Origin of the sequence: Enterobacter sp. 342 (genome assembly GCF_036663495.1) — a bacterium.
GTDB lineage: Bacteria > Pseudomonadota > Gammaproteobacteria > Enterobacterales > Enterobacteriaceae > Enterobacter.
On sequence record NZ_JAWUEI010000009.1, the window covers coordinates 1 to 22,303 of the forward strand.

The window sequence follows — 22,303 nt, forward strand, 5'->3', positions numbered from 1 at the left end:
ATACCGCAAGGCATGACTATCGATCACATTGATAGAAATCCAGGAAACAATGAAATATCAAACTTGCGACTTGCTGACAAATACTTGCAAGCAAGGAACAGGAAGCCATACAAAAGAGTTGGTATGGCTGGAAAAAGCAAGGGGAATATTCACCTGAGAAAAAGCGGTCGATATGATGCCACGGTAGGCATCAACGGGAAGATATTTTATTCGAGCGGCAGAGATAAGTCAGTCCTGCAAGCGTGGATAAAAGAAATGCTTGATAAGCATCAGGCGCAGCCTGGTAAATAGATTTCAATGATTTGCCTGTAGCTCAGAGGAAAGAGCAACCGCCTTCTAAGCGGTTGGTCGCTGGTTCGAATCCAGCCAGGCGAGCCATCAGCAAAACAAGTCGTCATCTCGGCGGCTTTATCTTGCATCAGGTGCATAACCGAATTCGCGAATACGTTATGCCGTCCGCTCCACGAAACGGAGTGCACAACAGGAAATAGCATTTGTAGGGTTCGGCTCCCTGCCGTGGGGTTGCGCCACATGATGCGAGTCATGAGTGCTCTGTCCGTTGTGGTGAATGCGCAGGCTGATGCGATGGCCGCCAAGGTGTACCTTCTGTAACGCAACCTGATGAGAGTGAAACTAGCAATACGCCGAAGTGTTTCTCATCGAAATGAAGGAAAGCCGGAGATCAGCGCCGGCCACCACAAACAAAACCCACTACCTGGGACCCTTCGGCCATCGAGCCGACATTGCCTTACCCCCATATTGCCCGCCTGTCGCGGGCTTTTTTATTTCAGGCCGCAGACAATCAATTCCAGATGCCCCGTAGCTATCGTGTCTGACGGCCTTTCCCCACTACACAAACAGCACCCCGTTCTTTCTGAGGTGATATGGCTAAACGTATGCAAGATAAAGAAAGCATTGCCGGAGTGTCATGGCTGATAGTCCTTGCTCTGTCATGCTGGGGCGGCCTTGTCCGATACCTTATTGACGTTAAGCAGAACAAAGCCACATGGAGCTGGATCAATGCGCTGGCGCAAATTGCAGTGTCCGGCTTTACCGGTCTCATTGGTGGACTGATCAGCGTTGAGAGCGGGCTGAGCCTTTACATGATTCTGGTTACGTCTGGTATCAGCGGGGCGATGGGCTCTGTAGCGCTGACGTACTTCTGGGAACGCCTGACGGGGATGAAGAATGCAAACCAGTGATAAAGGCATTGCCCTGATCAAGCAGTTCGAAGGCTGCAAACTCACCGCCTACCAGGACAGCGTCGGCGTCTGGACGATAGGCTATGGCTGGACTCTGCCTGTCGACGGGAAACCAATCCGCGCCGGGATGACTATCAAGCAGGAAACGGCAGAGCGATTGCTGAAGACTGGGCTGGTCAGCTACGAAAGCGACGTTTCCCGCCTGGTTAAAGTCGGCCTGACTCAGGGGCAATTTGATGCCCTGGTGTCGTTCACGTACAACCTCGGCGCCCGTTCATTGTCGACATCGACTCTTCTGCGAAAACTTAACGCCGGTGATTACGCTGGCGCTGCCGATGAGTTCCTGCGCTGGAATAAAGCTGGTGGCAAAGTCCTGAATGGGCTGACCCGTCGGCGTGAGGCGGATCGCGCTCTGTTCCTGTCGTGATTGGTGCACTGGTTAAGCGTTACTGGCTGCAACTGATTGTGGTGGCTGTAATAGGCGTGCTGGCGTTCTTCGTCAACCACTACCGCGACAACGCCATCACCTACAAAGACCAGCGCGACAAAGCCACTGAGAAACTCAGCCTGGCTCACGCTACCATCAAAGACATGCAGGTGCGCCAGCGAGATGTCGCTGCACTGGATGCCAAATACACGAAGGAGTTAGCTGATGCGAAAGCTGAAAATGACAGGCTTCGTGCTGATGTTGTCGCTGGTAAGCGTCGGCTGCAAATCGCCGCCACCTGCCCTGGAGTGCCAAAAGCCACCTCCGCCACCGGCGTGGATGATGCAGGAACCCCCGAACTTACTCCAGACGCTCGACGGAATTATTTCGATCACAGAGACGGAATCGCAACCGCTGACAAAATGATTCGCGGCATGCAGGACTACATCAAAGAGCAGTGTCTTAATTAAAGAGGATTTATGAGCGAAGCAAAACCGCAAGATGGTAGCACCGTAAAGGGCTATCGCACGTTAACTCCGGGTGATATTGAACGAATGAACCGCTTCAAAGGTGTCAGTCGTCATTTTTGCAGCCTGCTAGATACAGAGCGTGAAGTTGCATCTGCTGAGGTTGTAGAGCGCGGCAGTCAGGCTGAAACTGAACGTGCAGAATCTCTGCGCTGTCTCGCCATTGCACGCACCAAAATGCAGGAAGCCTGCATGTGGGCCTGTCGTGCTGTAGCGCGTCCAGATGCCGATTGCTAGCCATTACAGAAGCTCTTCACTGAGGGGCTTCGATAATGGATATCACCTACAGCGGATAAATAAAAAATAACCCCTGCAACGGATAATGACGGAGCGAGATATGGCAAAGGCCAAATGGCACAGACTTCCGGCATTCACCATTCCGCTGTTTCAAAGTGCGCATGTCTACCTCGCAACAACCAGAGAACAGTTTCAGCACGCTGATAAATTCCTTGGCGGCAGCGGAGATGAGAGGCCGTTTAACTCTGGAATGGCAAGCAACTATGAAAACACCGATACGGGAGAGCGTTGCTACCTGATTGGAGTATTCGATAACCAGATATCCACGCTCGTTCATGAATGCGCTCACGTATGCTTTTACGTTTGCTCTGATGTCGGCGTGACAACAAGGCCGGAAGATGCCAACGAAACGTACTGCTACATGCTGGATCGCATGTTCAGCCACTTCCTGCCATACCTCAAACAGGAATAAACAATATGGCAAAACCGGACTGGGGCGAGCTTCAGCAACGGTTCCTGTCCGAACATGCCGCAACCGGCGTATCACCAAAAGAATGGTGTGAAGCGCAGGGACTGAACTACGCTACCGCCCGTCGATATATCAAAAAACCTTCTGCGCAAACTGCGCAAAAACCTGCGCAGAAAAAAATGCGCACTGCGCAGAAAGAACAAAGCGCAGAAGAGTTGGTGGACATACAGCTAAGCGCGAAGGTAAAGCGCTTTATTGCTGAATACCTTAAGGACAACAACGCCACCGCCGCCGCTTCACGCGCTGGTTATAGTGACCCAAATTACGGTCGTCAGCTTATAACGAATCCTAACGTTGCGCAGGCCATTGCGCAGCAGCAGAAAGCCTCCATTGCGCGCACGCTTGGCAGTGCCGATGAAGTCCTCGCGCAGATGTGGCAGCTCGCCACCTTCGATGCAAATCAGCTTTCACAGTACCGTCGCGGAGCTTGTCGCTATTGCTGGGGCTTTGGCCACCATTATCAGTGGCGTGATGCCGTGGAGTTTGACGAGGCAGTCGCGAAAATCGAGGGCAAGGAAGGTGCTAAGCAACCGGAAGACCCCGGCGGGTATGGCTATGACCACAACCGAGAGCCTAACCCTGAATGCCCGCGCTGCAATGGCGACGGAGTAGGGCAGCCTTACTTCGCAGACACCCGGAAACTTTCCCCTGATGCTGCTTTGGCTTATTCCGGCGTCAAGCTTGGGAAGAATGGCGTTGAGATAACGGCAATCAGCCGCGAGCGCATGTATGAAGCCGTTATGAAGCGGCTTGGCCTGGCAGATAGCGAATTCGCGCAGCGCCTCCAGCAGATCGAAATCGACCGCCGGCAGCTGGAGGTTGAGAAACTCCGCAAAGAGCTGGCCGGTGATGGTGATGATGACGAACCAACGCCAGTTGCAATCAATATCAACGTAGTGGACGCGAGGGCAGAAGATGGGGATCAGCCCGACACTTAACATTCCTCAGGCGCGTTTCCTCGCGATGCAGCACAAATTCAAAGCCTACGTTGCCGGGTTCGGTTCCGGCAAGACGTGGGTAGGTTGTGGCGGCATCTGTAAGGGGATGTGGGAACACCCGAAAATCAACCAGGGTTATTTCGCGCCGACGTACCCGCAGATTCGTGACATCTTCTACCCCACGATCGAAGAGGTGGCCTTTGACTGGGGGCTGAGCGTCAAAATCAATGAGGGGAACAAAGAGGTTCACTTCTATGAGGGGCGTCGGTATCGCGGGACCACAATCTGCCGCTCGATGGAGAAGCCCGGATCGATAGTCGGTTTTAAAATCGGTAACGCGATGGTGGATGAGCTGGACGTCATGGCGGCTGCTAAAGCGCAGCAGGCCTGGCGAAAAATCATCGCTCGTATGCGTTACAAAGTTGATGGTCTGCGTAACGGTATCGACGTCACGACTACGCCGGAGGGCTTCAAGTTCGTTTACCAGCAATTCGTGAAAGCGGTGCGTGAAAAGCCTGAGCTTTCTGCTCTGTATGGGCTGATTCAGGCCAGTACGTTCGACAACGCGAAGAACCTGCCGCCGGATTACATCCCGTCGCTGATGAACTCCTACCCGCCGGAGCTAATTAAGGCGTACCTTAGGGGGCGTTTTACAAACCTGACCAGCGGCACTATCTATCACCAGTTCGATAGACGTCTGAATAACTGTACCGATGAAGAGCAGGCAGGCGAGCCGCTCTATATCGGCATGGACTTTAACGTTGGCAAAATGGCGGCCATCGTCCACGTGCTTCGCAATGGCGAGCCGCGCGCGGTACGAGAATTGATAAAAGTTTATGACACGCCAGCCATGATAAAGCGTATCCAGGAAGAGTTCTGGCGCTACGAGGACGGGCGCTATGTTGCCACCAGGCAGATTTACGTCTATCCGGATGCTTCCGGCGATTCACGTAAGTCCAATAACGCCAGCGCCACCGATATTGCGCAGCTCAAGCAGGCAGGATTCAGCGTGGTGGTGAACGCCGCCAACCCGCCGGTAAAGGATCGCATTAACTCCATGAATGCCATGTTCTGCAACGGCAACGGTGAGCGCCGCTACAAAGTTAACGTTGCTCGTTGCCCGGTCTATACAGACAGCCTTGAACAGCAGGTATGGGCGGCAAACGGCGAGCCGGATAAATCAGCCGACAACGATCACCCAAACGATGCTGGTGGCTATTTCATCGTGAAGCAATTCCCGATCATCAAGCCCACCGGAAAAGTCACTCAACTACGGATGTAACTCCATGCCTGACATCTCAACACCCAATCTGGACTATGGGAACATGGTCGAGGCGTGGGATATCAACGATGCCCTGATGGGCGGCACGCTCTATATGCGACAACTGGGCGAGGCATATCTCCCGCGCTGGCCGAAAGAAGACAAAGAGGACTACAAAAAACGCCTCGCCGTGGCCACGCTTCTGCCAGCCTACGAAGAGACCATTAAGCAAAACATCGGGCGTGTATTCGCCGAGCCCATTAAGCTTGCCGAGAATGTGCCTGATCAGCTGCGAGAGTATGCGAAAAACTTCGACCTTGAGGGGACGCGCCTGGACGTATGGGCGCAGGCATTCTTCGGTCTGGCGATGCAGTATGGCCTCTCCCACGCGCTGGTGGATTATCCCAGGGTGGACACCGAAAAGGTGAAAACCAAAGCTGAAGAGAAAGCTACCGGCGCGCGCCCCTATGTCACCATGCTCAATCCACGCCAGGTAATTGGCTGGAAGTCGAAAATGGTGGACGGCAAAGTGGTGCTGACTGCGCTGCGTATCAAAGAGGTTGTGGTCGAAGACGGCGACGACTTCGGTCAGACCAAGGTCGAGCAAATACGGTACCTGACACCTGGAAAGGTGGAAATTTACCGCAAGGCCAAAGATGCTGACGGTGCCGCGAACTGGGCGCTATTCGAGGAGTGGCAGACATCCCGCCAGGATATCACTCTGGTCACGCTCTACACCAAGCGCACCGGGTTTATGTGCGGATCACCGCCACTGCTCAACATGGCCCTGCTGAACATCAAGCATTGGCAGAGCCAGAGCGAGCAGGACAACATTCTGCACGTCGCCAGGGTGCCGTTGCTCACGGTGTTCGGTTTGGAAGAGGGGCAAGAGCTGATAATTGGCTCGTCTTCAGCTACGTCGTTCACTGATCGGCAAAAGCAGGGTCTGGAATACGTCGAGCATACAGGCTCCTCCATCGGTGCTGGTAAAGAGTCGCTGGCAGAACTTGTGGAGCAGATGCGCCAGGCTGGCGCGAAGTTGCTGCGTACGGAAAACACTTCTACCAAATCGGTAGACCAGACCTCCGAAGAGAAAATGCAGGAGCAGTCACCGCTCTACACCATGGCTACCAGCCTTGAAGATGCGATCGACAACATCCTGCAAATCATGGCTGAGTACATCGGCGAGAAGGAAGGCGGCAACGTAGATGTCCGCACCGAGCTGGATGTCGAGTCGAAAGAGTTTAACCCGCCTGCGGCGCTGGCTATTCAGTCACTTCGCCAGGGTGGCGACCTCCGCCGTATCGATGCCATTAAGGCGCTGCAAAAGCTCAGTCTGATTGATGCCGATGCAGACCCCGACAAGGTATTGAACGAGTTGCTGGCTGAATCGGCCTCGCTGACAGAGCTGCCGCCGGACGAGGTGTGATATGGCCCGTTCCGTCAATGACAGGCTTCAGGACGAAACCATAGCGCACGGGCTTTATGTGAACCGCTACGGTACTGGCGTCGCCCGGCGCATGGTGTCGTTGCTGAACAGGCTGGATGCTGACCTTGCTGCAAAACTGCTGGTGCTGCTGGACGGCAAGCGTGCCGACACCTACAGCGCTCGCCGCCTGACTTCGCTGCTGGCTGGTGTGCGTGAACTGAACCAACAGGCCTATGAGCCGGTAATTGATGCGCTGGCGCGTGAACTTACGCGCTACGCTGATTATGAGACCGGGTATCAGTTTGACCTGTTCAGCAGCCTCATTCCCGGCCAGGTGCTTAAGCACGTCCCGCTGCAAAGCATTGCTCCAGAGCAGGTCTACGCCTCTGCGGTGGCGCAACCTTTTCAGGGGAGATTGCTGAAAGAGTGGGGCCAGAAGCTTGAAACGGATCGGCTGGATAAAATCACCAACGCTGTGCGCACCGGTTTCCTTCAGGGTGAAACGGTAGATCAGATCGTTAAACGCGTTGCCGGAACGCCGAAACTCAATCGTGAAGATGGGGTGATCAACGCCTCCAGGCGCGACCTGGCGGTGGTGACCCGCACGGCTGTAAATCACATGGCCGCTACTGCGCGTCAGGAGTTCGCACAGGGCAACAGCGATATCGTAAAGGCCAAACAGTGGTCCTCAACGCTGGACACTCATACCAGCCAGTGGTGCATTATCCGCGACCGCAAGCTTTACTCTCTGGACGGCAAACCGCTGGGGCATGAAATTCCCTACCTACGCGGGCCGGGAAAAATCCATTTTCTATGCAGGTCCTGCGAAATCCTGCTCACGAAGTCGTGGGAAGAGATGCAGATAGCCTCTGGCGAGCTGAGCATCGCAACTAGGGCGAGCATGGACGGCCAAATCCCAGCGCATACCAGTTATGCCGACTGGCTTACGCGGCAGTCATACGCGCGACAGGAGCAGGTGCTGGGTGTTACCCGCGCCATGATGCTACGTGACGGCAAAATAACGGTGCCGGAAATGTTCACCGATAAAGGTGAGTTCATGACTCTGGACGAACTGCGCCGCGTGGATGCGTCGGCGTTCGAATAACTGATAAAGGTAAAAACCAATGACTCAACATATTGGCGTGAAGATTATCAATGCTTACCCGATGAACCGTCAGGCTTATAACGATTTTCGCGGCTGGCAGTTGCCAGGTGATGAAAATGGCAGCGATGAAGGCTATCTCGTCGAGTATCTGGATGGCGGAAAGCCAAATACCGAGCGCTTTAATGGGTATGTGAGCTGGAGTCCAAAAGAGGTGTTCGACAAAGCCTACCGACCAGTATCGGGCCTTAGCTTCGGATTGGCTGTCGAGGCTCTGAAATCAGGAAAGCGTGTCACCCGGGCAGGCTGGAACGGCAAGGGCCTGTGGCTTGAGCTGGTCCAGCAGTCGCCATCTGTGGACCTGCCGTACATTCGTTTAATTTATCCGGTGCCATGCAATGGTGCTATGCCATACCCAAATGGCGCTCGCGTGCCTTGGGCACCAAGCCAAACCGACGTCTTAGCTGATGACTGGCAGATTATCTAAACCAGTTACTTATCGTTTTAGCAGGTCGCCTCCGAGCGGCCTTTTTTATGCCTGCCGCTGAGCGGATGCGACGCGGTGACCGGGTCGGATGACCCATTACGTATGGCCGGAAGGCTGGAGCAAAAACAATGAAACTGAAACTTGATGCTAACGGAAATGTGGTCGTTGAAAACGGTATGCCTGTGTACATCCATGATGATGGCAAAGAAATCCCGTTCGATGCGGTCGCAGCGATGACCAAAATCACCTCCCTGAATGGTGAGGCGAAAACTCACCGTGAAGCTAAGGAAGCGGCGGAAGCCAATCTCGCGAAATTCTCTGGCATCACCGACCCGGCCAAGGCGCTCGAAGCCCTGGAAATGATGACCAAAATCGACCAGAAAAAACTGATCGATGCTGGTGCCGTTGACCAGGTAAAGGCGGAGATTACCAAGGTATTCCAACAGCAACTCGAAGAGGCGAACAGCAAGACCCAGCAACTGGAAACTCAACTCTACGACGAGATGATCGGCGGCCGCTTTGGTGGCTCCAAATTCATCTCCGAGAAGATGGCGATCCCGGCTGAGTTCGTGCGTTCGTACTTCGGGCAGAACTTCAAAATCGAAGACGGCAAGGTCGTGGCCTTCGACGGTCAGGGCAATAAGGTGTTCTCTCGCACCAAGCCTGGCGAGCTGGCTAGCTTCGAAGAAGCGCTGGAGTCACTGATCGAGTCGCATCCGCAGAAAGATTACATCCTCAAAGCGTCCGGTAACAGCGGCGGCGGTTCTCACCAGTCGCAGCACCAGACCGGGCAGAAAACCATGAAACGCGGTGCGTTTGATTCCCTGGATAACGCTGGCAAGCAAGCAGCGCTGAAAGACGGCGTCAGCATCGTCGATTAATCGAGCCACGCCCATGTTTTTCTGGTTTTTATGCTGTGAATAGCTCTGGTTGATACTGAGTACATATCAGCTAATTCTCGCAATGTGTGGGAGTCTATAAGTTTCCTGATCTCCCGCACTTGCTCAACAGTTAGCTTGTGATTCCATTGAGCCTCGCCTCTATTTGATGTGCCGTGCAGGACTCTGTCGCCCTGATTTTCCTCTGGGGTTGCCCAGTAAAGGTGTCGTGGATTAACACATCCTTCATGTCCTTTACCACAACTGTGAGCAGATTCATGGCGTTGGGTTGGTGGCTCACCATGGGCAGCGATACACATTGCCCTTGAGGCGGTTATTAGCCGCTCAGTTCCTGATTCATGAATGCGCCCGTAGCCGTCTTTTTTATCTCGGTGGAAAGGCCAGATTAAACATTCATCAGAATCATAATCTTTATGCGTTTCAATAAAGTCTTTTGCAGGTGATGGAGTCTGTTTAACAACCAAAGGGTCTCCAGATCGTTTAACTCGCAGATAGTGCATTGAGCAATATCCACGTTTACCGCCATTAGTACGGTTCGCGCTTCTTTCGCAGTCCTCAACCAAACATTTTTTAAATTCAAAAGGTTTTGCGATCTTTTTGTACGTCATCGCATCACCATAAATTCGGATGCGCTGGTAATGGGCCGAGCAATATCCTTTTTTACCATGCGCCTTTGAATCAGCATCGCGATCACAGCCATCAATCAGACATTTTTTCAATTTTGATTACCATTTATAACAGATGTAATACCTAGCTTATCCTTGGAAGAGGTGCGGCGCAAGCTCTGGATAGAGCAAATATCAATCCATTGAATCATAAGGACAATCTAGTGAATACTCTCACAAATTTAATCCCGACCATCTATACCGCGCTGGACGTAGTGTCCCGCGAGCAAACTGGTTTTATTCCTGCGGTGGCGCGTGACGCGAAAGCAGATGCTGCTGCAAAAGACCAGACCGTACGTGCGCCAGTCGCACCTGCAGCCACCACTGAAGATATTGTCCCTGGTCCTTCAGCGCCTAATTCTGGCGACCAGACCATCGGTGGTGTGGATGTCAAAATCACCAAATCCAAAATGGCCCCGGTGAAATGGAATGGTGAAGAGCAATTGGCTCTGGGCCCGGCTGGTACCTACAACACTATCCTGGCTGACCAGTTCAAGCAGGCTTTCCGTGCGCTGGCGAACGAAGTTGATGCAGACCTCGCTGCGCTGTACCTCAACTCCTCCAGAGCTGTTGGCGCGCCGAAGAATACCCCGTTCAGCATCAAAGACGATCTGACTGATGCTGCGTTGGCGCGTCAAATCCTGACCGATAACGGTGCGCCGACTACCGATTTGCGTATGGTGCTGGGTGGCGAAGCGATGGCATCCATCCGTGGTAAGCAGGCTGTCCTCTTCAAAGCGAACGAAGCGGGAACCGACCAGCTGCTGCGTGAAGGTGTTATCGGTCGCATCATGGGCTTCAACCTCCACGAATCCTTCAGCATCAAGCGTACCGCGAAAAGCGCTGCTGCTGGCTATAAGGTCAATGGCGCAAAGAAAGAGGGCGATATCATCATCGCTATCTCTGCCGGCACCGGAGGTATTGCTGCAGGGACTGCGGTGAAGTTTGCCGGTGATGACAATCAGTATCTGGTCGTTGCGGCTACGTCTTCCACTATCACTATTAGCGCGCCGGGCCTCCGTCAGGATCTGGCAGATCAGGCTGATGTCACCGTGTTGAGCGAATTCGTTCCGAACATGGCGTTTGACCGCGGGGCATTCCTGCTGGCCAGTCGTACCCCGGCGATGCCTGAAGGTGGCGATACTGCTGATGACGTCATGAATGTGACCGACCCGGTATCTGGCATCACCTTCCAGGTGGCGCTGTACCGCCAGTACCGTCAGGTGCGTTATGAAGTGGGTCTGGCGTGGGGTGTGGCTGCTGTGGCGCCACGTCATTCCGCCATCATCATGGGTTAACCCAGGGGCTTCGGCCCCTTTGTTTTTCAGGAGGCCCAATGGCCGGATTAACCAAAGAGCAGCGCGCTCAGCGTGAAGCGGAAAAGCTTGCCGCGCAGAACGGCGCTGAACAAACAGGTATTGAGCTGGTGGCTATGGTGCGAGATACCACGGAGTTCCCCGACGGCCCGCTGAGCGCTGAGGTTCACCCTGACGAAGTGGATAACTGGCTGGCGCTGGACTGGCGTCTGGAGGAGTAATCGTGAGCGACAAAGACATCGAGCAGGAAATTCAGGCCAAAGGGCTGACCGCGCCGCGTGTAACCCATCAGCACATCGAAAGCGTTATCGATGGTGAATATTACTTCACTGCAGAGGATGGTGTGTTGCATAACATCCGCCAACAAGACGAACTGACGCGCCTTACCGGCTACCACGACAGTCTTAAAACGTTGACCTTCTGTGTTCTGCATCTCAAAAACGGCTTCTCTGTTACTGGTGAAAGTGCTTGCGCCAGCCCGGATAATTTCGACGCTGAAATCGGCCGCAAGATTGCCCGCGAAAATGCGGTCAACAAAATCTGGATGCTGGAAGGCTACCTGCTGAAGCAGAAGCTTTCCGAAGCCTGAGCGGAGAGCTGAGATGATTAATGCGGATCCTCATGTTCCTAGCTTCAACAGTTACGCCAGCGTTGCTGACCTGCGTGCGTTCGCGGCGGGGCGCGGGTATACCGTTCCTGCCGATGACGGCGAGTGCGGCATGTTATTGATGCAGGCGATGGACTATCTGGAAGGGCAACAATGGCGAGGTCAGCGCTCCAGCACGTCGCAGCCGCTGTCATGGCCGCGCTCCGGCGTACGCTTCGATGGCGTGGACCTGCCGGATGATGCTATTCCACAGCGCCTGATTGATGCCCAATGCCGCCTGGCTATCGAGTCGCAGGAGATTGATCTCACGCCGTCGGTCTCCGGTGGCGGCGCGGTCATAGCTGAGAGCGTACAGGGGGCCGTCTCTGTGCAGTACGAGCCGGGAACGAATAAGGCCACTCCATCATTCCCCTGGTTCTATTCCTCGCTGCGCGGGCTGGTGGTGGGCGGCAATCAGATCCGTATCGAAAGGGGGTGATATGCCAATCGACTATCGCCGCATGCGCGCCACGGCAACGCGGCTGCTGACGGAGAACGGCAAAGCCTACCAACTGACTCGCGGAGGTACTACCACCCGCGATCAGTTCGGGAAAGAGGTCACCACCCCGGCAATTACCGCGACCGTCACCGGAGTTATCACCGAATACTCCTCCCGAGAAATCGACGGCTCCATGATCGCCACCGGCGATAAGAAGCTGGCGGCCACATTCGAAACGGAAGTGCGCATTGATGACCGCATTGAAATAGACGGCAAAAAGTGGCGTGTGGTGCAGCCGAATCCGGTTAAGCCCGCAGATGTGCTGATTTCCTACAACATCCAACTGAGGGCGTAACGATGGCCGAAACTGTTAATCAGCCGTTTCTGGCTGCTATTCAGCTGTTCGTTGATGGCTCAAAGCAGGATATTGACGAGGCGGTGCGCCGGACGGGCATTAAAATACTCGGGAGGCTGGTGGATATGTCGCCCGTCGGGCAGCCTGAGATCTGGCAAGTCAACCAGACTGCGACGGCGTACAACACTGCGGTGCGGGAACATAACGCAGCCCTGCGTGATGATCCGGCCAACCTGACCAAATCAGGACGGCTTAGACGCGGCCTGCGCGTAAACGACTCGATGGACATCAAAAAGCCAGACGGCTATGTCGGCGGGCGGTTCAAAAACAACTGGTATGTGGGTTTCGACAGCCAGCCGACTCAGTCAAACGATACACCAGATGCTTCCGGCCAGGGCTCAAATTCCCGTGGCATGGCGGTGCTTGAGGTATTCAGAGTGGGCCAGGTCAGCTCGATTTACTTCACCAATAACATGCCTTATGCGGTAGCGCTGGAGAACGGGCATTCAGGTCAGGCACCCGGCGGCATGGTCGGCATCACTGCGCTGGACGCCGCGCAGATGTTCCGCGAAGCAATGAGCGAGGTGCGCAATGGCCGGTGACCAGTCAATGCGTATCGCTGACCTGCTGGAAGGTCGCGTCGCGGTTATCTGCTCCTCGCTCGGGCTGCCAGTGGCCTGGCCGAACATCGCGTTCACTCCCCCCGATAATGCGCCTTACGGGCGTGTTTACGTTCTGCCGGCGCAAACTGTGGGGCAGGATCTGGAAGGCCAGTTGCGTACGTACCAGGGCATTCTTCAGCTCAACATCATCGCTCCTGCTGGTAGTGGCGTGAATCAGGCCAGAGGGTTGGCTAAGTCTGTCGCTGACGCCTTTCCGGAAGGACTGCCGCTGGTGGAAGGTGACCTGACGGTTTACATAAACGGACCGCCGCAGGTGCGCCAGCCGATTCAGGACCGAACGGCGAGCCATAACGGTTCTAGCGGCTCCATCACTTTCACAACTCCCGTCAGCATGCAGTACCGCGCTGATTACTGACCCGCCGTCTGGCGGGTTTTTTATTACCTAAATTCAGGAGAGTGCTATGGCATTCGCAATCCCTAACGGCTCGCGTGTGAACGTGGCCAAGGCCTATCAGGCCCCCATCACCTTTACCGCTGCCTCTAACGCTACTGAATGCGAACTGACTGTTGCATCTGCCGCTGGCATCCTGGCGGGCGACGTAGTGCAGGTGAGCTCCGGCTGGCTAAAACTCGATAATATGGTGCTGCGCGTTAAATCCGTAGCCGGTACCAAAATCGTGCTGGATTCGTTCGATACCTCTGACACCACCAAATTCCCGGCAGGCACTGGCGCGGGCACGCTGCGTAAAATCGACACGTGGATCACGATGCCGCAGGTGATGACACTATCAACTGAAGGTGGTGACCAGCAGACCATCAGCGTGCAGTTCCTGGAAGATGACAAAGCGCGAACCATCCCAACGTTTAAAAACGCGGTGGTTCAGGTTTACACCTTTGCGCATGACCCTCAACTGGCGATCTACAAACGCCTCATTTACCTGGATGACTCCAGCGATACCACCGCGGTCTGGTTCCATAACCCACGCGGCAAGGCGGATCGTTATTACTCTGCCAAGGTTTCCTTCCAGCGCGTGCCGCGTACCGAAATTAACGCCGTTGAGAGCAACGAAGCGCGTATGAACTTCGAATCGGACATGCAAATTTACCCGATCGCCGATTCATCCGTGACGCCGCTGGCGTTCCTGACCGACCTGCCGTCAACCAAGTCGGTTGCCACAGGTGCAGCGCTGGATCTGGCGGTGGTAATGAAGGGCGGCTCAGCACCTTACACCTACGTTTGGAAAAAAGGCAGCACCGCTATTCCGGGCAAAACCGCATCGACGTTCAACATTTCGTCTGTGGCATCCGGTGATGCTGGCGTTTACACCTGTGAAGTCACCGACGCCGCGGGCAAAACCATCACCTCGGCTGCGTGTACTGTCACGATCAGCTAACCAATCAGGCCCGGTACGCCGGGCTTTTTTATGCGCATCGCACGCGCAGCCTAACGATAACTTTCAGTCGTGAGCCTGGGGCATTCCGCTTTATCGGGCGGTCTTCCCGTGCGACAGGCTCACATCTAAAAGGAAACAACCATGAGCAAAGAGCTTTCCGGCGCTGCTGGCTATGTCCTGCATGCGCTTTTCTTCCGTGGCGCGCTGGTGGATGGCGATTTGCCATCAAAGTCTGGCGCTGCCGAATTGCGTGAACTGGGTTATGTGGTGACGCAAGATACGGTAACGCCGTTCGCTGGTGAGCATTATTTCAACTTTCTCACACCTGCAGGGCAAGAGTTCGCAATCAGTTACCTGGTGGAAAGTCGCTTCGGCAAGAAAGCGGATTTTCAGATTGGAGCGGGGGAGACGTTCATTAATAACACCACTCTACAAGGCAATATCCACTTAACTGCCGCCAGCGACCAATGCTTGATGGAACCACTATCAGAGGCTGCATGCGAAAGAATTAGAGCGTTGAACAACACTCATTTAGAGGGTTTCAATGTCGGTATCAATCCGTTATCACATTCGATCAAGCTCTCTGATGAGATGCGAGAAGCTGTTATTGCAGCCGTTCGTGAAAGCGGTCAGTTCGTTGAGAAACCAACTGGCGACGAGCAGCAGTCGGTGGAGTTCAGGGCTGACCGTTTCAAAGTGACAGATGGAGTTAGTGAAAGCAGTGAGCCCACCCACAGGGAGCAAGTCAAGCAGGTGGCTAACGCCACTATTGAAGCGGCGAAAGCATCACTTGCCAGGCAATACGCGGAGATGGCGCAACTGGCATCTACTCAGGCTGCTATTACGGAAAGCATTAACCAAGTGGTGAATGATGCCATTGCTAATGCACTCAGACCTGGTGGTGCTATTCACAATATGTTGCATCGCTGATAAATGCCTTCCACCACATATTAAAGACCAGCTACGGCGGGTTTTTCTTTTCTAAGGAAACGAAATGTCTAAATTTTCACTGATCCCCAACCCTACGTTTTCCGTGACCGCCAGCATCCCGCGCGCTGGCGCCGAAGACGGCAAGCTGACGTTCACTTTCCGCCATAAGACGCTGGAAGAGCTGCGCTCCATGGATGAGAAGCTGCAAAAGGCCGCCGAAGGTAAAAAGGATGCTATCGAGCCGCAGGCCGACTACCTCATGGAAATTGTCGAGGGGTGGGCGCTTCCCGATGATTTCAACCGCGAAAACGTTATTGTCCTTCTGCGAAACTATCCACGCGCGTTCGACAGCATCGGTCTGGCCTACACCAAAGAGCTGATGGGTATCCGCGAAAAAAACTGAGGCAGGTCGCCGCAGCGTTGTACACGCCGGGGCCGACTCTCGCGGAGCTGAGCGCTTTTGGTTTGACGCCTGAGGACGTGGAGGAAGAGGTGGGGATCCTGCCCTCTGTGTGGAAGTCTTTCACCATCTTCTCTTCCATGGCGACCCAGTGGCGAGTCGGCGCGAGCGGGGCGACCGGCCTTGATTACAACGTTCTCCCCTGGATGTTCGAGTTACACGGGGTTGAGGATGCGGCGGCCTGCATGGCTGACCTTCAAATTATGGAAAGCGAAGCTCTCAAGGTAATGCATAAGGAGACGAAATAATGACAGACCAGATCGCCTCGATTACTTTGCGGGCCGATGTTTCTGACCTGAAAACAGCCAGCAACGAACTGGATAAACTCGGCCAGGCGGCGGCCGGTGCCGTAGATAAAGCAGATGATCTGAATAGCGTGTTTCGCGCTGGCGCAGAATCTGCGAAGCAAGGCAGCGAAGGACTCAAGGAGCAGCAGAACGCGCTCAAAGGGCTGCTGGAGAATATCGACCCGGTTACCAAGGCCTTAAACCGCCTGGATGAGCAGCAAGAATCGCTGCGGAAATTCCAGGCCAAAGGTTTCCTGGATACCGATACCTTCCAGGCTTACAACAAAATCCTGGATGACACCCGCCTTAAGCTGACCGACACCGGAGAAGCCGCGGCGCGTGCTCAGGCCGAATTAGCCGCTACTCAGGCGGCAGAGAAGCAGTCCACAGCGTTAAAGAACCTTCTTGGATCCATCGACCCGACAATCCGTGCGTTCAACTCACTGGATGAACAGCACGCACAGCTGGTAGCCCATTTCGAAGCAGGGCGCATTAACGGCACCCAGTTCGAACATTTCAACACCATCCTCAACCAGACGCGTGAGCGCCTCTCTGGTGTCGCTGACGTGCTGCCTGATGCGCTATCCCGACAGGAAGCCGCCGCACGCCGTGCAGGTATTTCCGTGGGACAGTACAGCGCCGCGCTGCGCACTCTGCCGGCGCAGTTCACCGATATCGCGACACAGCTGGCTGGAGGCCAATCCCCTTTCCTGATCTTGCTCCAGCAAGGCGGGCAAATTAAGGATTCTTTTGGTGGATTAGGCCCAATGCTCCAGGCTTTGCGGGACGCATTGTTTGGGTTTGATGGTGATGTTAAGAAAGGTGCGGATGAATCGTCAGCCAGCCTAGATGATGTAACTGAAAGCATTAATGGGGTTGCTGAAGCATCGGAAAACATCAGTAAAGTGGGCGCTGTGGCGGGGTTCCTCAACCCGGTTACGCTTGGCATTGCAGCTCTGACCATTGGTGTGGGCGTGCTTGCAACAGCCTGGTACAAAGGTTCGCAGGAAGCTACTGAGTTTAATCGTCAGCTCATTCTCACGGGGAACTACTCGGCGCAGTATGCAGGTCAGTTGTCGGAAATGGCGCAAAAGATTGGCGGTGCTTCCGGAGAGGTAGGAGATGCGGCGCGAACCCTTGCACAGGTCGTTGGCGCAGGCACGTTTAAAACCAGTCAGCTTGAATCGGTTACTCGCGCTGCGATGGCGATGGAGGAGGCTACCGGGCAATCGGTCGATGCCACGATTAAGAACTTCCAGAAGCTTTATGCCAATCCCACAAAGGCATCGGAGGATCTTAACTCCACGCTGCATTACCTCACTTCCGCGCAGTACGATTACATTGCTTCGCTCGAGCGTCGCGGGGATAAAGAAGGTGCAGCAGAGGCCGCAGCCAAAGCATATAGCCAGGCAGAGCAGAGCCGCAGTCAGCAGATAATCAATAATCTTGGACTGGTCGAGCGTGCAGCCAATAGCGTCAGAAGTTCGCTTAAAGGCATGTGGGATGAACTGCTGAACATTGGCAGGCCAGAAGCACCAGACGACATGCTCAAGCGCATGCAGGCTGATTTGGCGACCAAAGAGAAAGCGCTTTTACCTGAGCGGCAGCGAATGGGTTATGGCTACAGCTACGATACGAGCAGTAGCGACCAGGAGTATGACTCACGACGCAAGGCTCAACTGGCGGCCATCGCAACGCTGAAGGAACAGATCAGCTTAAAGCAAAAAGAAGTCTCCACTCAAAAGGAAATTAATGAGTCTGAAAAGCAGGCAGCCGATGCTGATAATAAGCGTACAAATGCGCTGATTTATCGCAATCGCATCCTTGAACAATCTGCGACCTGGCAGGAAAAGCGAAGCAAGGCCCTGTCTGAACTTTGGAAAAATGTCGCGGCCTCGCCCGGCGACTGGAGTGCGGCGCAACGCCAGCAGGCTGTCGACGCGATTAACAAGCAGTTTCATCCGGATAAAACACCCAAAACTCCAGCTGTTAAGGTGTCTGCTGGTGATCGCTCAACCGACACTTACAATGCTGAGACTTTAGCTCTGCAAGCGCAGCTAAAAACGCTCCAGGAACATCGTGATATCAACGATGTGATTAGCCAGCAGCGTAAGCAACAGTGGGAGCTGGAATCCAAAATAACCATCCTCACACAAATCCAGAATGACCCTAAGGGGCGCGCCCTTACTCTGGATGAAAAGTCATTACTGGCTAATCAGGAAAAGCTGCGCACGCAGGCCCGCATTAATGCTGAGTTAGGCGATCAGGCCGCTCGGCAGCAAAAGCTGAATACACTCGACGATCAGGCAACAAAATTTGCTCAGCAGCAGGCAGCTAAGCAAGCGGAAATTGCTGCGGCAGCTAAAGGATTGTCCGCCCGGGAGGCAGAAAGAGAGGCGACGCGCCAGCGGTTGACTGAATCCTATGCCTTTAACCCTGACGCCCAGAAAAAGGTTCTCGCAGAGCAGGAGGAAACATACCGCAAAGAGGACGAACTCCGAAGTGACTGGCAGGCTGGTGCAAAACGCGGATGGGCTGATTATGTGGATACGGCCACAAACACATATGAGGCAATGCGCAATGCGGCTGGTTCAGCGTTTGGTGGCATTTCCGATATGCTGACAGACCTGGTGACAACCGGTACAGCCAGTTTTAAATCGTTTACCACATCAATGCTCAAAATGATTGCCCAGGTAGTTAATCAGCTACTTGTGGCTTATGCGATTCAGGCAGCGATGGGGTGGATAAGTGGTTCGGCAAAAACTAACCCTCAAGGCGGTGGTATCGGCAGTCCCGATTTTCAAGGTCCCATCCGTAATGCTAAAGGCGGAGTCTATGACTCTCCAGGTCTCAGTAAATATGTGAACGGTGTCTATGATTCCCCGCAATACTTCTCCTTCCAGGGCGCGTCGAAGTTTGCTAAAGGCGGTGTTTTTGCTGAGGCTGGCGCTGAGGCGATTATGCCCCTTACGCGTGACTCTGCTGGACGTCTTGGGGTCAGGGCACAGGGCGGTGGTGGTTCCGGACATCAAATCAACGTTGATATTTATGTCGATAACAAAGGTAATGCGACTGCAAATACCAGCGGGGGTGGTGACGCGGCTGCTCGCGCACTGGCTGAGCGTATGAAGCAATATGTTCAAGAAGGCATCGTCAGAGCAATCAGAGATGATGGAGCGATTGGTGGCCGCTTTGTGAAAAAGTAATATCATCGAGTTGCGTTACATTCTCACATCCCTCAATTATTATGCTAACACCATAATAATTGAGGGGGTGATAGTGGAGCTTTTCATTCTAGCGGCATTTTTGGGGCTGATACCTGCCGCCATTGCTAAGAGTAAGGGGCGTTCATTCGGCGCTTGGTGGCTGTATGGCTGCTTGTTATTTATAGTTGCCATCATACACGTTCTTTTAATAAGCGGTGACGCGCGGGATATTGAGGAAAGGCAGATCTCCGAAAATGACATGAGGAGATGCCCATACTGTGCCGAGCTTGTAAAGAAAGAGGCTATAAAATGCAAACACTGTGGTAGCGATTTGCACAAAACAAAATCGTTACCATCAGAATTTTTGATAGCCTCCCGTTATTATACTGTCGAGGATGGTGTGCCTGAATTAAATCGTGGAGCCGTAGCTGATTTAGCTTGCGAAATTTTGTCTTCCGCCAATGGGCTTGAGGGGGATGGGCTAATCAAAAAGCATGACAACCAGATTCAGTCAATTGCGAAAGGGCTGCCTCCCCAGATGAAGGGTGAGTTTTTGAATTATTACACCGATATTATTCGCGCGAGTTAAAAATCAGCCCCTCCTTGGAGGGGCTTTTTACATCCATAGCAGACATATAGCCCATTCAGGTGGGTTTAATTTATCGCATGATAAAAGTTTGTATCATAATTTTATTTTTTTTTATCTTTTTTATCATTCATGGTTACTGGCGAAGGATAATCAGCTTTCTGTACCACTTGTTGTGCTACCTGGCTTGTCGATATTTTTTTTAGATTCATTAATTCACGTAACTTTGCGCCATCACTATCAATTTTCCATACGAGTTGCTCAATTAACCAATCAATTCGTTGGTTGTTTTTATCAAAGTCATGCATGGTCTTAACTTCGCTTGTAATCAGTTCGTTGTAAACCTTTCCAAACTCGGTATCCATTTGAAGACTAAACCCGCCATCGAGGGCATCTTGCAGTATTTGAACTATTTCTGAGTTCATCGACCTGCCGTTAGCTTTAGCACGCTCTGCAATGGCATCACGCATCCCATCCGGGAATCGGAGCATAAATTTGTCGTAATCACGGACCTGTTTTTCTGTCATAAGCACCTCAAAGTTTTCCAGATGCTATCACATTGACATCATCCGTAAATTGAGTCACAGTGATATCATGTCACCGTGACATGACTAATGGGAATTGATATGGATACGTTATATACAGAGAGAAAAAGTTCCAGCTTTCAATTGCGTTTACCTGAAAACATGAAGGAAGAGATTCGCCGCATGGCGGAAATGGATGGAATTTCTATTAACTCTGCAATTGTGCAGCGCTTGGCTAAAAGCCTGCGTGAGGATCGCGCTAATGGTCAGTAAAAAAGACGAAACCCGGCAGTGTGGGGACACGAACCGGGCTTCTTTGCCAACATACCACCGTAGGAATGATGACATGAACAGTGTACAGAACAATGAATTAACTTTCCAGCAGACAGAGTTTCACCCGGTATCACACGCTGGTGAAACATGGCTCACTTCATCTGAGTTAGCAGCGGCGCTCGGTTACAAAAAGTCAGATGCCGTTACCCAAATATTCAGTAGGTATCACGATGAATTTACGGAACATATGTCAACGACCCTCAAAATGAGTGTCGTTAGAAAGACTGGTGCTGTTGATATTCCGGTTCGCGTTTTTTCGCTTCGTGGCGCTCATCTTGTCGCGATGTTCGCTACCACCCCGAAGGCCAAAGAATTCCGCCGCTGGGTTCTGGACATTCTTGACAGAGAAATTCAGCGCTCGCCAATCGCTAAGCAGTTTACGGACGATGAATTATGCACCCTCGCATATCTTTGGCGTTCAGCTGCGGTGATGTATGAGGCTTGCCGCGAAGTACATCCTCTACTGTTAGTTGCCGAGCATCGACTGGTTCCTCGATTTAGCTCTATTGGCACAAATTACAACCGGGGGATCAATAAGGCTCGCGCCATTCTTAAGCGCGAAACAGATCACATCAAAGAACAACCATGGGGAGATAGTGACTGGAAAAACGTCTTCTCATACGGGAAAGGAATTTTGCAGTGATGCAAATAGAAAAGCCGACAGTTACGAGCTGCCGGCTTCCATTGAAACTTGTCAGAAGGATCCAACTAATGACGTCATTAAATTTAGCAGTTCAAGAGCGAATTGTCGATCCCCAGCCGCTGCCGGTAATTAAATGGAAGGGGTTACGTGTTGTTACTACTGAAACTCTGGCTTCAGGTTATGGCACTGATACTATCCGTATCCAACAAAACCACATTCGAAATGAATCTCGTTTTATTGAGGGGGTCCACTTCTTTACCCTTAAGGGAGCCGATTTAAAGGAGCTTAAGAACAGACTATCTTCAAGCGAGTTAGTTGGTAAACGCGCAAGAATACTCACTCTCTGGACAGAGAAGGGCGCTGCCCGCATGTCTAAGATTGTCGACACTGACGAGGCTTGGTCTTTCTTCGAATGTCTTGAGGACTCGTATTTTCGTCCCGCTGCCTCTGCTGGCATCCCACTTACCTATGAAGCAGCACTGGAAGATCTGCTGTCAAAGGTAAAGGAAAATCGCATCATCACAGAGCAGCGTGACCGGGCGGTAAAAGAAAAACTTTGGATCTCTGAAAAACGAGAAGTTACCGCGATGGCTACTGCTTCAGCAGCTGTGAGAGCCAAAAACAAACTGGCTGAACGGGTAGGGGAAGGTAAGAACTTTGCTGCCATTATCCCGGTAGAGAAAAAACTCGGTCAGAAATTTAAATGGCAGCCGCTTCGTAAATGGTGCCGGGAGAATGATGCAACCCCTCACGACGTAGATGACCCGCGCTTCGGTAGCGTCAAGTCCTGGCCTCGCGCGGCATGGCTTGCAGTGTACGGCGTCGATCTTCGGAAGTTATTCTAAACGCAGTCAAATA

30 protein-coding genes and 1 tRNA gene are annotated in these 22,303 nt (G+C 53.0%); 29 read left to right on the plus strand and 2 right to left on the minus strand.

What is annotated here, in order from left to right:
- From V6E55_RS09280 to V6E55_RS09340, 13 genes are all read left to right on the plus strand, one after another.
- On the plus strand, positions 1-291 hold a 291-nt coding region (locus tag V6E55_RS09280; protein WP_316942670.1), incomplete at its 5' end, for an HNH endonuclease.
- An 11-nt stretch (positions 292-302) separates the two neighbouring features.
- Positions 303-378 (plus strand) — tRNA-Arg (locus V6E55_RS09285).
- 518 nt (positions 379-896) lie between these two features.
- Positions 897-1,202, plus strand: coding sequence for a phage holin family protein (locus V6E55_RS09290; RefSeq protein WP_122008274.1), 306 nt, complete (start codon positions 897-899; stop codon positions 1,200-1,202).
- Positions 1,189-1,629 (plus strand): lysozyme, encoded by a 441-nt coding sequence (locus V6E55_RS09295; RefSeq protein ID WP_316942671.1) that lies wholly within the window; start codon positions 1,189-1,191, stop codon positions 1,627-1,629. The genes V6E55_RS09290 and V6E55_RS09295 overlap by 14 nt, the downstream gene beginning before the upstream one ends.
- On the plus strand, positions 1,626-2,099 hold the full coding sequence (locus V6E55_RS09300; protein WP_058660799.1) for a lysis protein: 474 nt from the start codon (positions 1,626-1,628) through the stop codon (positions 2,097-2,099). Before V6E55_RS09295 ends, V6E55_RS09300 begins: the two co-directional genes overlap by 4 nt.
- A 9-nt stretch (positions 2,100-2,108) precedes the next feature.
- A complete protein-coding gene (locus V6E55_RS09305) occupies positions 2,109-2,393 on the plus strand; it encodes an Acb2/Tad1 domain-containing protein (protein ID WP_199991756.1) in 285 nt (94 codons plus the stop codon).
- A gap of 100 nt (positions 2,394-2,493) precedes the next feature.
- Positions 2,494-2,865 (plus strand): hypothetical protein, encoded by a 372-nt coding sequence (locus V6E55_RS09310; RefSeq protein WP_316942673.1) that lies wholly within the window; start codon positions 2,494-2,496, stop codon positions 2,863-2,865.
- 5 nt (positions 2,866-2,870) lie between these two features.
- The gene (locus tag V6E55_RS09315; RefSeq protein ID WP_316942674.1) at positions 2,871-3,860 is read left to right on the plus strand and encodes a terminase small subunit; all 990 of its coding nucleotides are present in this window, start codon (positions 2,871-2,873) and stop codon (positions 3,858-3,860) included.
- Entirely contained in the window at positions 3,838-5,142 is a 1,305-nt protein-coding gene (locus tag V6E55_RS09320) for a terminase large subunit domain-containing protein (RefSeq protein ID WP_316942675.1), read from the plus strand. The genes V6E55_RS09315 and V6E55_RS09320 overlap by 23 nt, the downstream gene beginning before the upstream one ends.
- 4 nt (positions 5,143-5,146) lie before the next feature.
- Positions 5,147-6,550, plus strand: coding sequence for a DUF4055 domain-containing protein (locus V6E55_RS09325; RefSeq protein WP_316942676.1), 1,404 nt, complete (start codon positions 5,147-5,149; stop codon positions 6,548-6,550).
- 1 nt (position 6,551) lies between these two features.
- Positions 6,552-7,655, plus strand: coding sequence for a hypothetical protein (locus tag V6E55_RS09330; RefSeq protein WP_316942677.1), 1,104 nt, complete (start codon positions 6,552-6,554; stop codon positions 7,653-7,655).
- Positions 7,656-7,674: 19 nt separating this feature from the next.
- On the plus strand, positions 7,675-8,139 hold the full coding sequence (locus V6E55_RS09335) for a DUF2829 domain-containing protein (protein ID WP_310834705.1): 465 nt from the start codon (positions 7,675-7,677) through the stop codon (positions 8,137-8,139).
- Positions 8,140-8,267: 128 nt separating this feature from the next.
- On the plus strand, positions 8,268-9,020 hold the full coding sequence (locus tag V6E55_RS09340) for a DUF6651 domain-containing protein (protein ID WP_316942679.1): 753 nt from the start codon (positions 8,268-8,270) through the stop codon (positions 9,018-9,020).
- Here the strand turns inward: V6E55_RS09340 and V6E55_RS09345 are convergent.
- On the minus strand, positions 9,017-9,757 hold the full coding sequence (locus V6E55_RS09345) for a hypothetical protein (protein WP_127341149.1): 741 nt from the start codon (positions 9,755-9,757) through the stop codon (positions 9,017-9,019). The genes V6E55_RS09340 and V6E55_RS09345 overlap by 4 nt on opposite strands.
- A 110-nt stretch (positions 9,758-9,867) precedes the next feature.
- Here V6E55_RS09345 and V6E55_RS09350 point away from each other — a divergent pair, with 110 nt between their 5' ends.
- The 13 genes from V6E55_RS09350 to V6E55_RS09410 all read left to right on the plus strand — a co-directional run bounded on the left by V6E55_RS09350 (position 9,868) and on the right by V6E55_RS09410 (position 19,948).
- Positions 9,868-11,001: a P22 phage major capsid protein family protein gene (locus V6E55_RS09350; RefSeq protein ID WP_080471902.1), complete on the plus strand. Its 1,134-nt coding sequence runs from the start codon at positions 9,868-9,870 to the stop codon at positions 10,999-11,001.
- Between the two features lie 38 nt (positions 11,002-11,039).
- Complete coding sequence (locus tag V6E55_RS09355; RefSeq protein ID WP_316942680.1) at positions 11,040-11,240, plus strand: hypothetical protein; 201 nt, start codon at positions 11,040-11,042, stop codon at positions 11,238-11,240.
- Positions 11,241-11,242: 2 nt separating this feature from the next.
- Complete coding sequence (locus V6E55_RS09360) at positions 11,243-11,608, plus strand: Gp49 family protein (RefSeq protein ID WP_316942681.1); 366 nt, start codon at positions 11,243-11,245, stop codon at positions 11,606-11,608.
- A 13-nt stretch (positions 11,609-11,621) separates the two neighbouring features.
- On the plus strand, positions 11,622-12,104 hold the full coding sequence (locus V6E55_RS09365; RefSeq protein WP_217188980.1) for a DnaT-like ssDNA-binding protein: 483 nt from the start codon (positions 11,622-11,624) through the stop codon (positions 12,102-12,104).
- Position 12,105: 1 nt separating this feature from the next.
- The gene (locus V6E55_RS09370; RefSeq protein ID WP_316942682.1) at positions 12,106-12,459 is read left to right on the plus strand and encodes a hypothetical protein; all 354 of its coding nucleotides are present in this window, start codon (positions 12,106-12,108) and stop codon (positions 12,457-12,459) included.
- Positions 12,460-12,461: 2 nt separating this feature from the next.
- Positions 12,462-13,061: a hypothetical protein gene (locus tag V6E55_RS09375; protein ID WP_316942683.1), complete on the plus strand. Its 600-nt coding sequence runs from the start codon at positions 12,462-12,464 to the stop codon at positions 13,059-13,061.
- Positions 13,051-13,497 carry a DUF4128 domain-containing protein gene (locus V6E55_RS09380; protein ID WP_316942684.1) on the plus strand — a complete coding sequence of 149 codons (447 nt, stop codon included), beginning with the start codon at positions 13,051-13,053 and terminating at the stop codon, positions 13,495-13,497. Before V6E55_RS09375 ends, V6E55_RS09380 begins: the two co-directional genes overlap by 11 nt.
- A 46-nt stretch (positions 13,498-13,543) precedes the next feature.
- Positions 13,544-14,476 carry a phage tail tube protein gene (locus V6E55_RS09385; RefSeq protein WP_316942685.1) on the plus strand — a complete coding sequence of 311 codons (933 nt, stop codon included), beginning with the start codon at positions 13,544-13,546 and terminating at the stop codon, positions 14,474-14,476.
- A 141-nt stretch (positions 14,477-14,617) separates the two neighbouring features.
- Positions 14,618-15,406, plus strand: coding sequence for a hypothetical protein (locus V6E55_RS09390; protein ID WP_316942686.1), 789 nt, complete (start codon positions 14,618-14,620; stop codon positions 15,404-15,406).
- A 64-nt stretch (positions 15,407-15,470) separates the two neighbouring features.
- The gene (locus V6E55_RS09395) at positions 15,471-15,809 is read left to right on the plus strand and encodes a phage tail assembly chaperone (protein WP_193971383.1); all 339 of its coding nucleotides are present in this window, start codon (positions 15,471-15,473) and stop codon (positions 15,807-15,809) included.
- Between the two features lie 62 nt (positions 15,810-15,871).
- A complete protein-coding gene (locus V6E55_RS09400) occupies positions 15,872-16,114 on the plus strand; it encodes a DUF1799 domain-containing protein (protein ID WP_316942744.1) in 243 nt (80 codons plus the stop codon).
- Positions 16,114-19,359: a phage tail tape measure protein gene (locus V6E55_RS09405; protein WP_316942687.1), complete on the plus strand. Its 3,246-nt coding sequence runs from the start codon at positions 16,114-16,116 to the stop codon at positions 19,357-19,359. Before V6E55_RS09400 ends, V6E55_RS09405 begins: the two co-directional genes overlap by 1 nt.
- Before the next feature lie 73 nt (positions 19,360-19,432).
- Positions 19,433-19,948, plus strand: coding sequence for a zinc ribbon domain-containing protein (locus tag V6E55_RS09410; protein WP_410493444.1), 516 nt, complete (start codon positions 19,433-19,435; stop codon positions 19,946-19,948).
- A gap of 101 nt (positions 19,949-20,049) precedes the next feature.
- On the opposite strand, the gene V6E55_RS09415 is transcribed toward V6E55_RS09410, so the two are convergent.
- Entirely contained in the window at positions 20,050-20,472 is a 423-nt protein-coding gene (locus V6E55_RS09415) for an Arc family DNA-binding protein (RefSeq protein WP_316942688.1), read from the minus strand.
- A 99-nt stretch (positions 20,473-20,571) separates the two neighbouring features.
- On the opposite strand from V6E55_RS09415, the gene V6E55_RS09420 reads away from it, so the two are divergent.
- From V6E55_RS09420 to V6E55_RS09430, 3 genes are all read left to right on the plus strand, one after another.
- Positions 20,572-20,742, plus strand: a complete 171-nt coding sequence (locus V6E55_RS09420) for an Arc family DNA-binding protein (protein WP_316942689.1) — start codon at positions 20,572-20,574, stop codon at positions 20,740-20,742.
- Complete coding sequence (locus tag V6E55_RS09425; protein ID WP_057056275.1) at positions 20,732-21,445, plus strand: P22AR C-terminal domain-containing protein; 714 nt, start codon at positions 20,732-20,734, stop codon at positions 21,443-21,445. The genes V6E55_RS09420 and V6E55_RS09425 overlap by 11 nt, the downstream gene beginning before the upstream one ends.
- Before the next feature lie 68 nt (positions 21,446-21,513).
- Complete coding sequence (locus V6E55_RS09430; RefSeq protein ID WP_316942690.1) at positions 21,514-22,290, plus strand: ORF6N domain-containing protein; 777 nt, start codon at positions 21,514-21,516, stop codon at positions 22,288-22,290.
- The last annotated feature ends 13 nt before the right edge of the window (positions 22,291-22,303 follow it).

What these genes read in the sequence shown, in the direction of transcription:
- V6E55_RS09315 (WP_316942674.1), top strand. Translation starts at nt 2,871, where the DNA reads ATGGCAAAACCGGACTGGGGCGAGCTTCAGCAACGGTTCCTGTCCGAA.
- V6E55_RS09415 (WP_316942688.1), bottom strand. Translation starts at nt 20,472, where the DNA reads ATGACAGAAAAACAGGTCCGTGATTACGACAAATTTATGCTCCGATTC.
- V6E55_RS09320 (WP_316942675.1), top strand. Translation starts at nt 3,838, where the DNA reads ATGGGGATCAGCCCGACACTTAACATTCCTCAGGCGCGTTTCCTCGCG.
- V6E55_RS09430 (WP_316942690.1), top strand. Translation starts at nt 21,514, where the DNA reads ATGACGTCATTAAATTTAGCAGTTCAAGAGCGAATTGTCGATCCCCAG.
- V6E55_RS09425 (WP_057056275.1), top strand. Translation starts at nt 20,732, where the DNA reads ATGGTCAGTAAAAAAGACGAAACCCGGCAGTGTGGGGACACGAACCGG.
- V6E55_RS09390 (WP_316942686.1), top strand. Translation starts at nt 14,618, where the DNA reads ATGAGCAAAGAGCTTTCCGGCGCTGCTGGCTATGTCCTGCATGCGCTT.
- V6E55_RS09340 (WP_316942679.1), top strand. Translation starts at nt 8,268, where the DNA reads ATGAAACTGAAACTTGATGCTAACGGAAATGTGGTCGTTGAAAACGGT.
- V6E55_RS09305 (WP_199991756.1), top strand. Translation starts at nt 2,109, where the DNA reads ATGAGCGAAGCAAAACCGCAAGATGGTAGCACCGTAAAGGGCTATCGC.
- V6E55_RS09335 (WP_310834705.1), top strand. Translation starts at nt 7,675, where the DNA reads ATGACTCAACATATTGGCGTGAAGATTATCAATGCTTACCCGATGAAC.
- V6E55_RS09420 (WP_316942689.1), top strand. Translation starts at nt 20,572, where the DNA reads ATGGATACGTTATATACAGAGAGAAAAAGTTCCAGCTTTCAATTGCGT.
- V6E55_RS09330 (WP_316942677.1), top strand. Translation starts at nt 6,552, where the DNA reads ATGGCCCGTTCCGTCAATGACAGGCTTCAGGACGAAACCATAGCGCAC.
- V6E55_RS09355 (WP_316942680.1), top strand. Translation starts at nt 11,040, where the DNA reads ATGGCCGGATTAACCAAAGAGCAGCGCGCTCAGCGTGAAGCGGAAAAG.
- V6E55_RS09405 (WP_316942687.1), top strand. Translation starts at nt 16,114, where the DNA reads ATGACAGACCAGATCGCCTCGATTACTTTGCGGGCCGATGTTTCTGAC.
- V6E55_RS09290 (WP_122008274.1), top strand. Translation starts at nt 897, where the DNA reads ATGCAAGATAAAGAAAGCATTGCCGGAGTGTCATGGCTGATAGTCCTT.
- V6E55_RS09365 (WP_217188980.1), top strand. Translation starts at nt 11,622, where the DNA reads ATGATTAATGCGGATCCTCATGTTCCTAGCTTCAACAGTTACGCCAGC.
- V6E55_RS09375 (WP_316942683.1), top strand. Translation starts at nt 12,462, where the DNA reads ATGGCCGAAACTGTTAATCAGCCGTTTCTGGCTGCTATTCAGCTGTTC.
- V6E55_RS09310 (WP_316942673.1), top strand. Translation starts at nt 2,494, where the DNA reads ATGGCAAAGGCCAAATGGCACAGACTTCCGGCATTCACCATTCCGCTG.
- V6E55_RS09385 (WP_316942685.1), top strand. Translation starts at nt 13,544, where the DNA reads ATGGCATTCGCAATCCCTAACGGCTCGCGTGTGAACGTGGCCAAGGCC.
- V6E55_RS09295 (WP_316942671.1), top strand. Translation starts at nt 1,189, where the DNA reads ATGCAAACCAGTGATAAAGGCATTGCCCTGATCAAGCAGTTCGAAGGC.
- V6E55_RS09380 (WP_316942684.1), top strand. Translation starts at nt 13,051, where the DNA reads ATGGCCGGTGACCAGTCAATGCGTATCGCTGACCTGCTGGAAGGTCGC.
- V6E55_RS09370 (WP_316942682.1), top strand. Translation starts at nt 12,106, where the DNA reads ATGCCAATCGACTATCGCCGCATGCGCGCCACGGCAACGCGGCTGCTG.
- V6E55_RS09395 (WP_193971383.1), top strand. Translation starts at nt 15,471, where the DNA reads ATGTCTAAATTTTCACTGATCCCCAACCCTACGTTTTCCGTGACCGCC.
- V6E55_RS09325 (WP_316942676.1), top strand. Translation starts at nt 5,147, where the DNA reads ATGCCTGACATCTCAACACCCAATCTGGACTATGGGAACATGGTCGAG.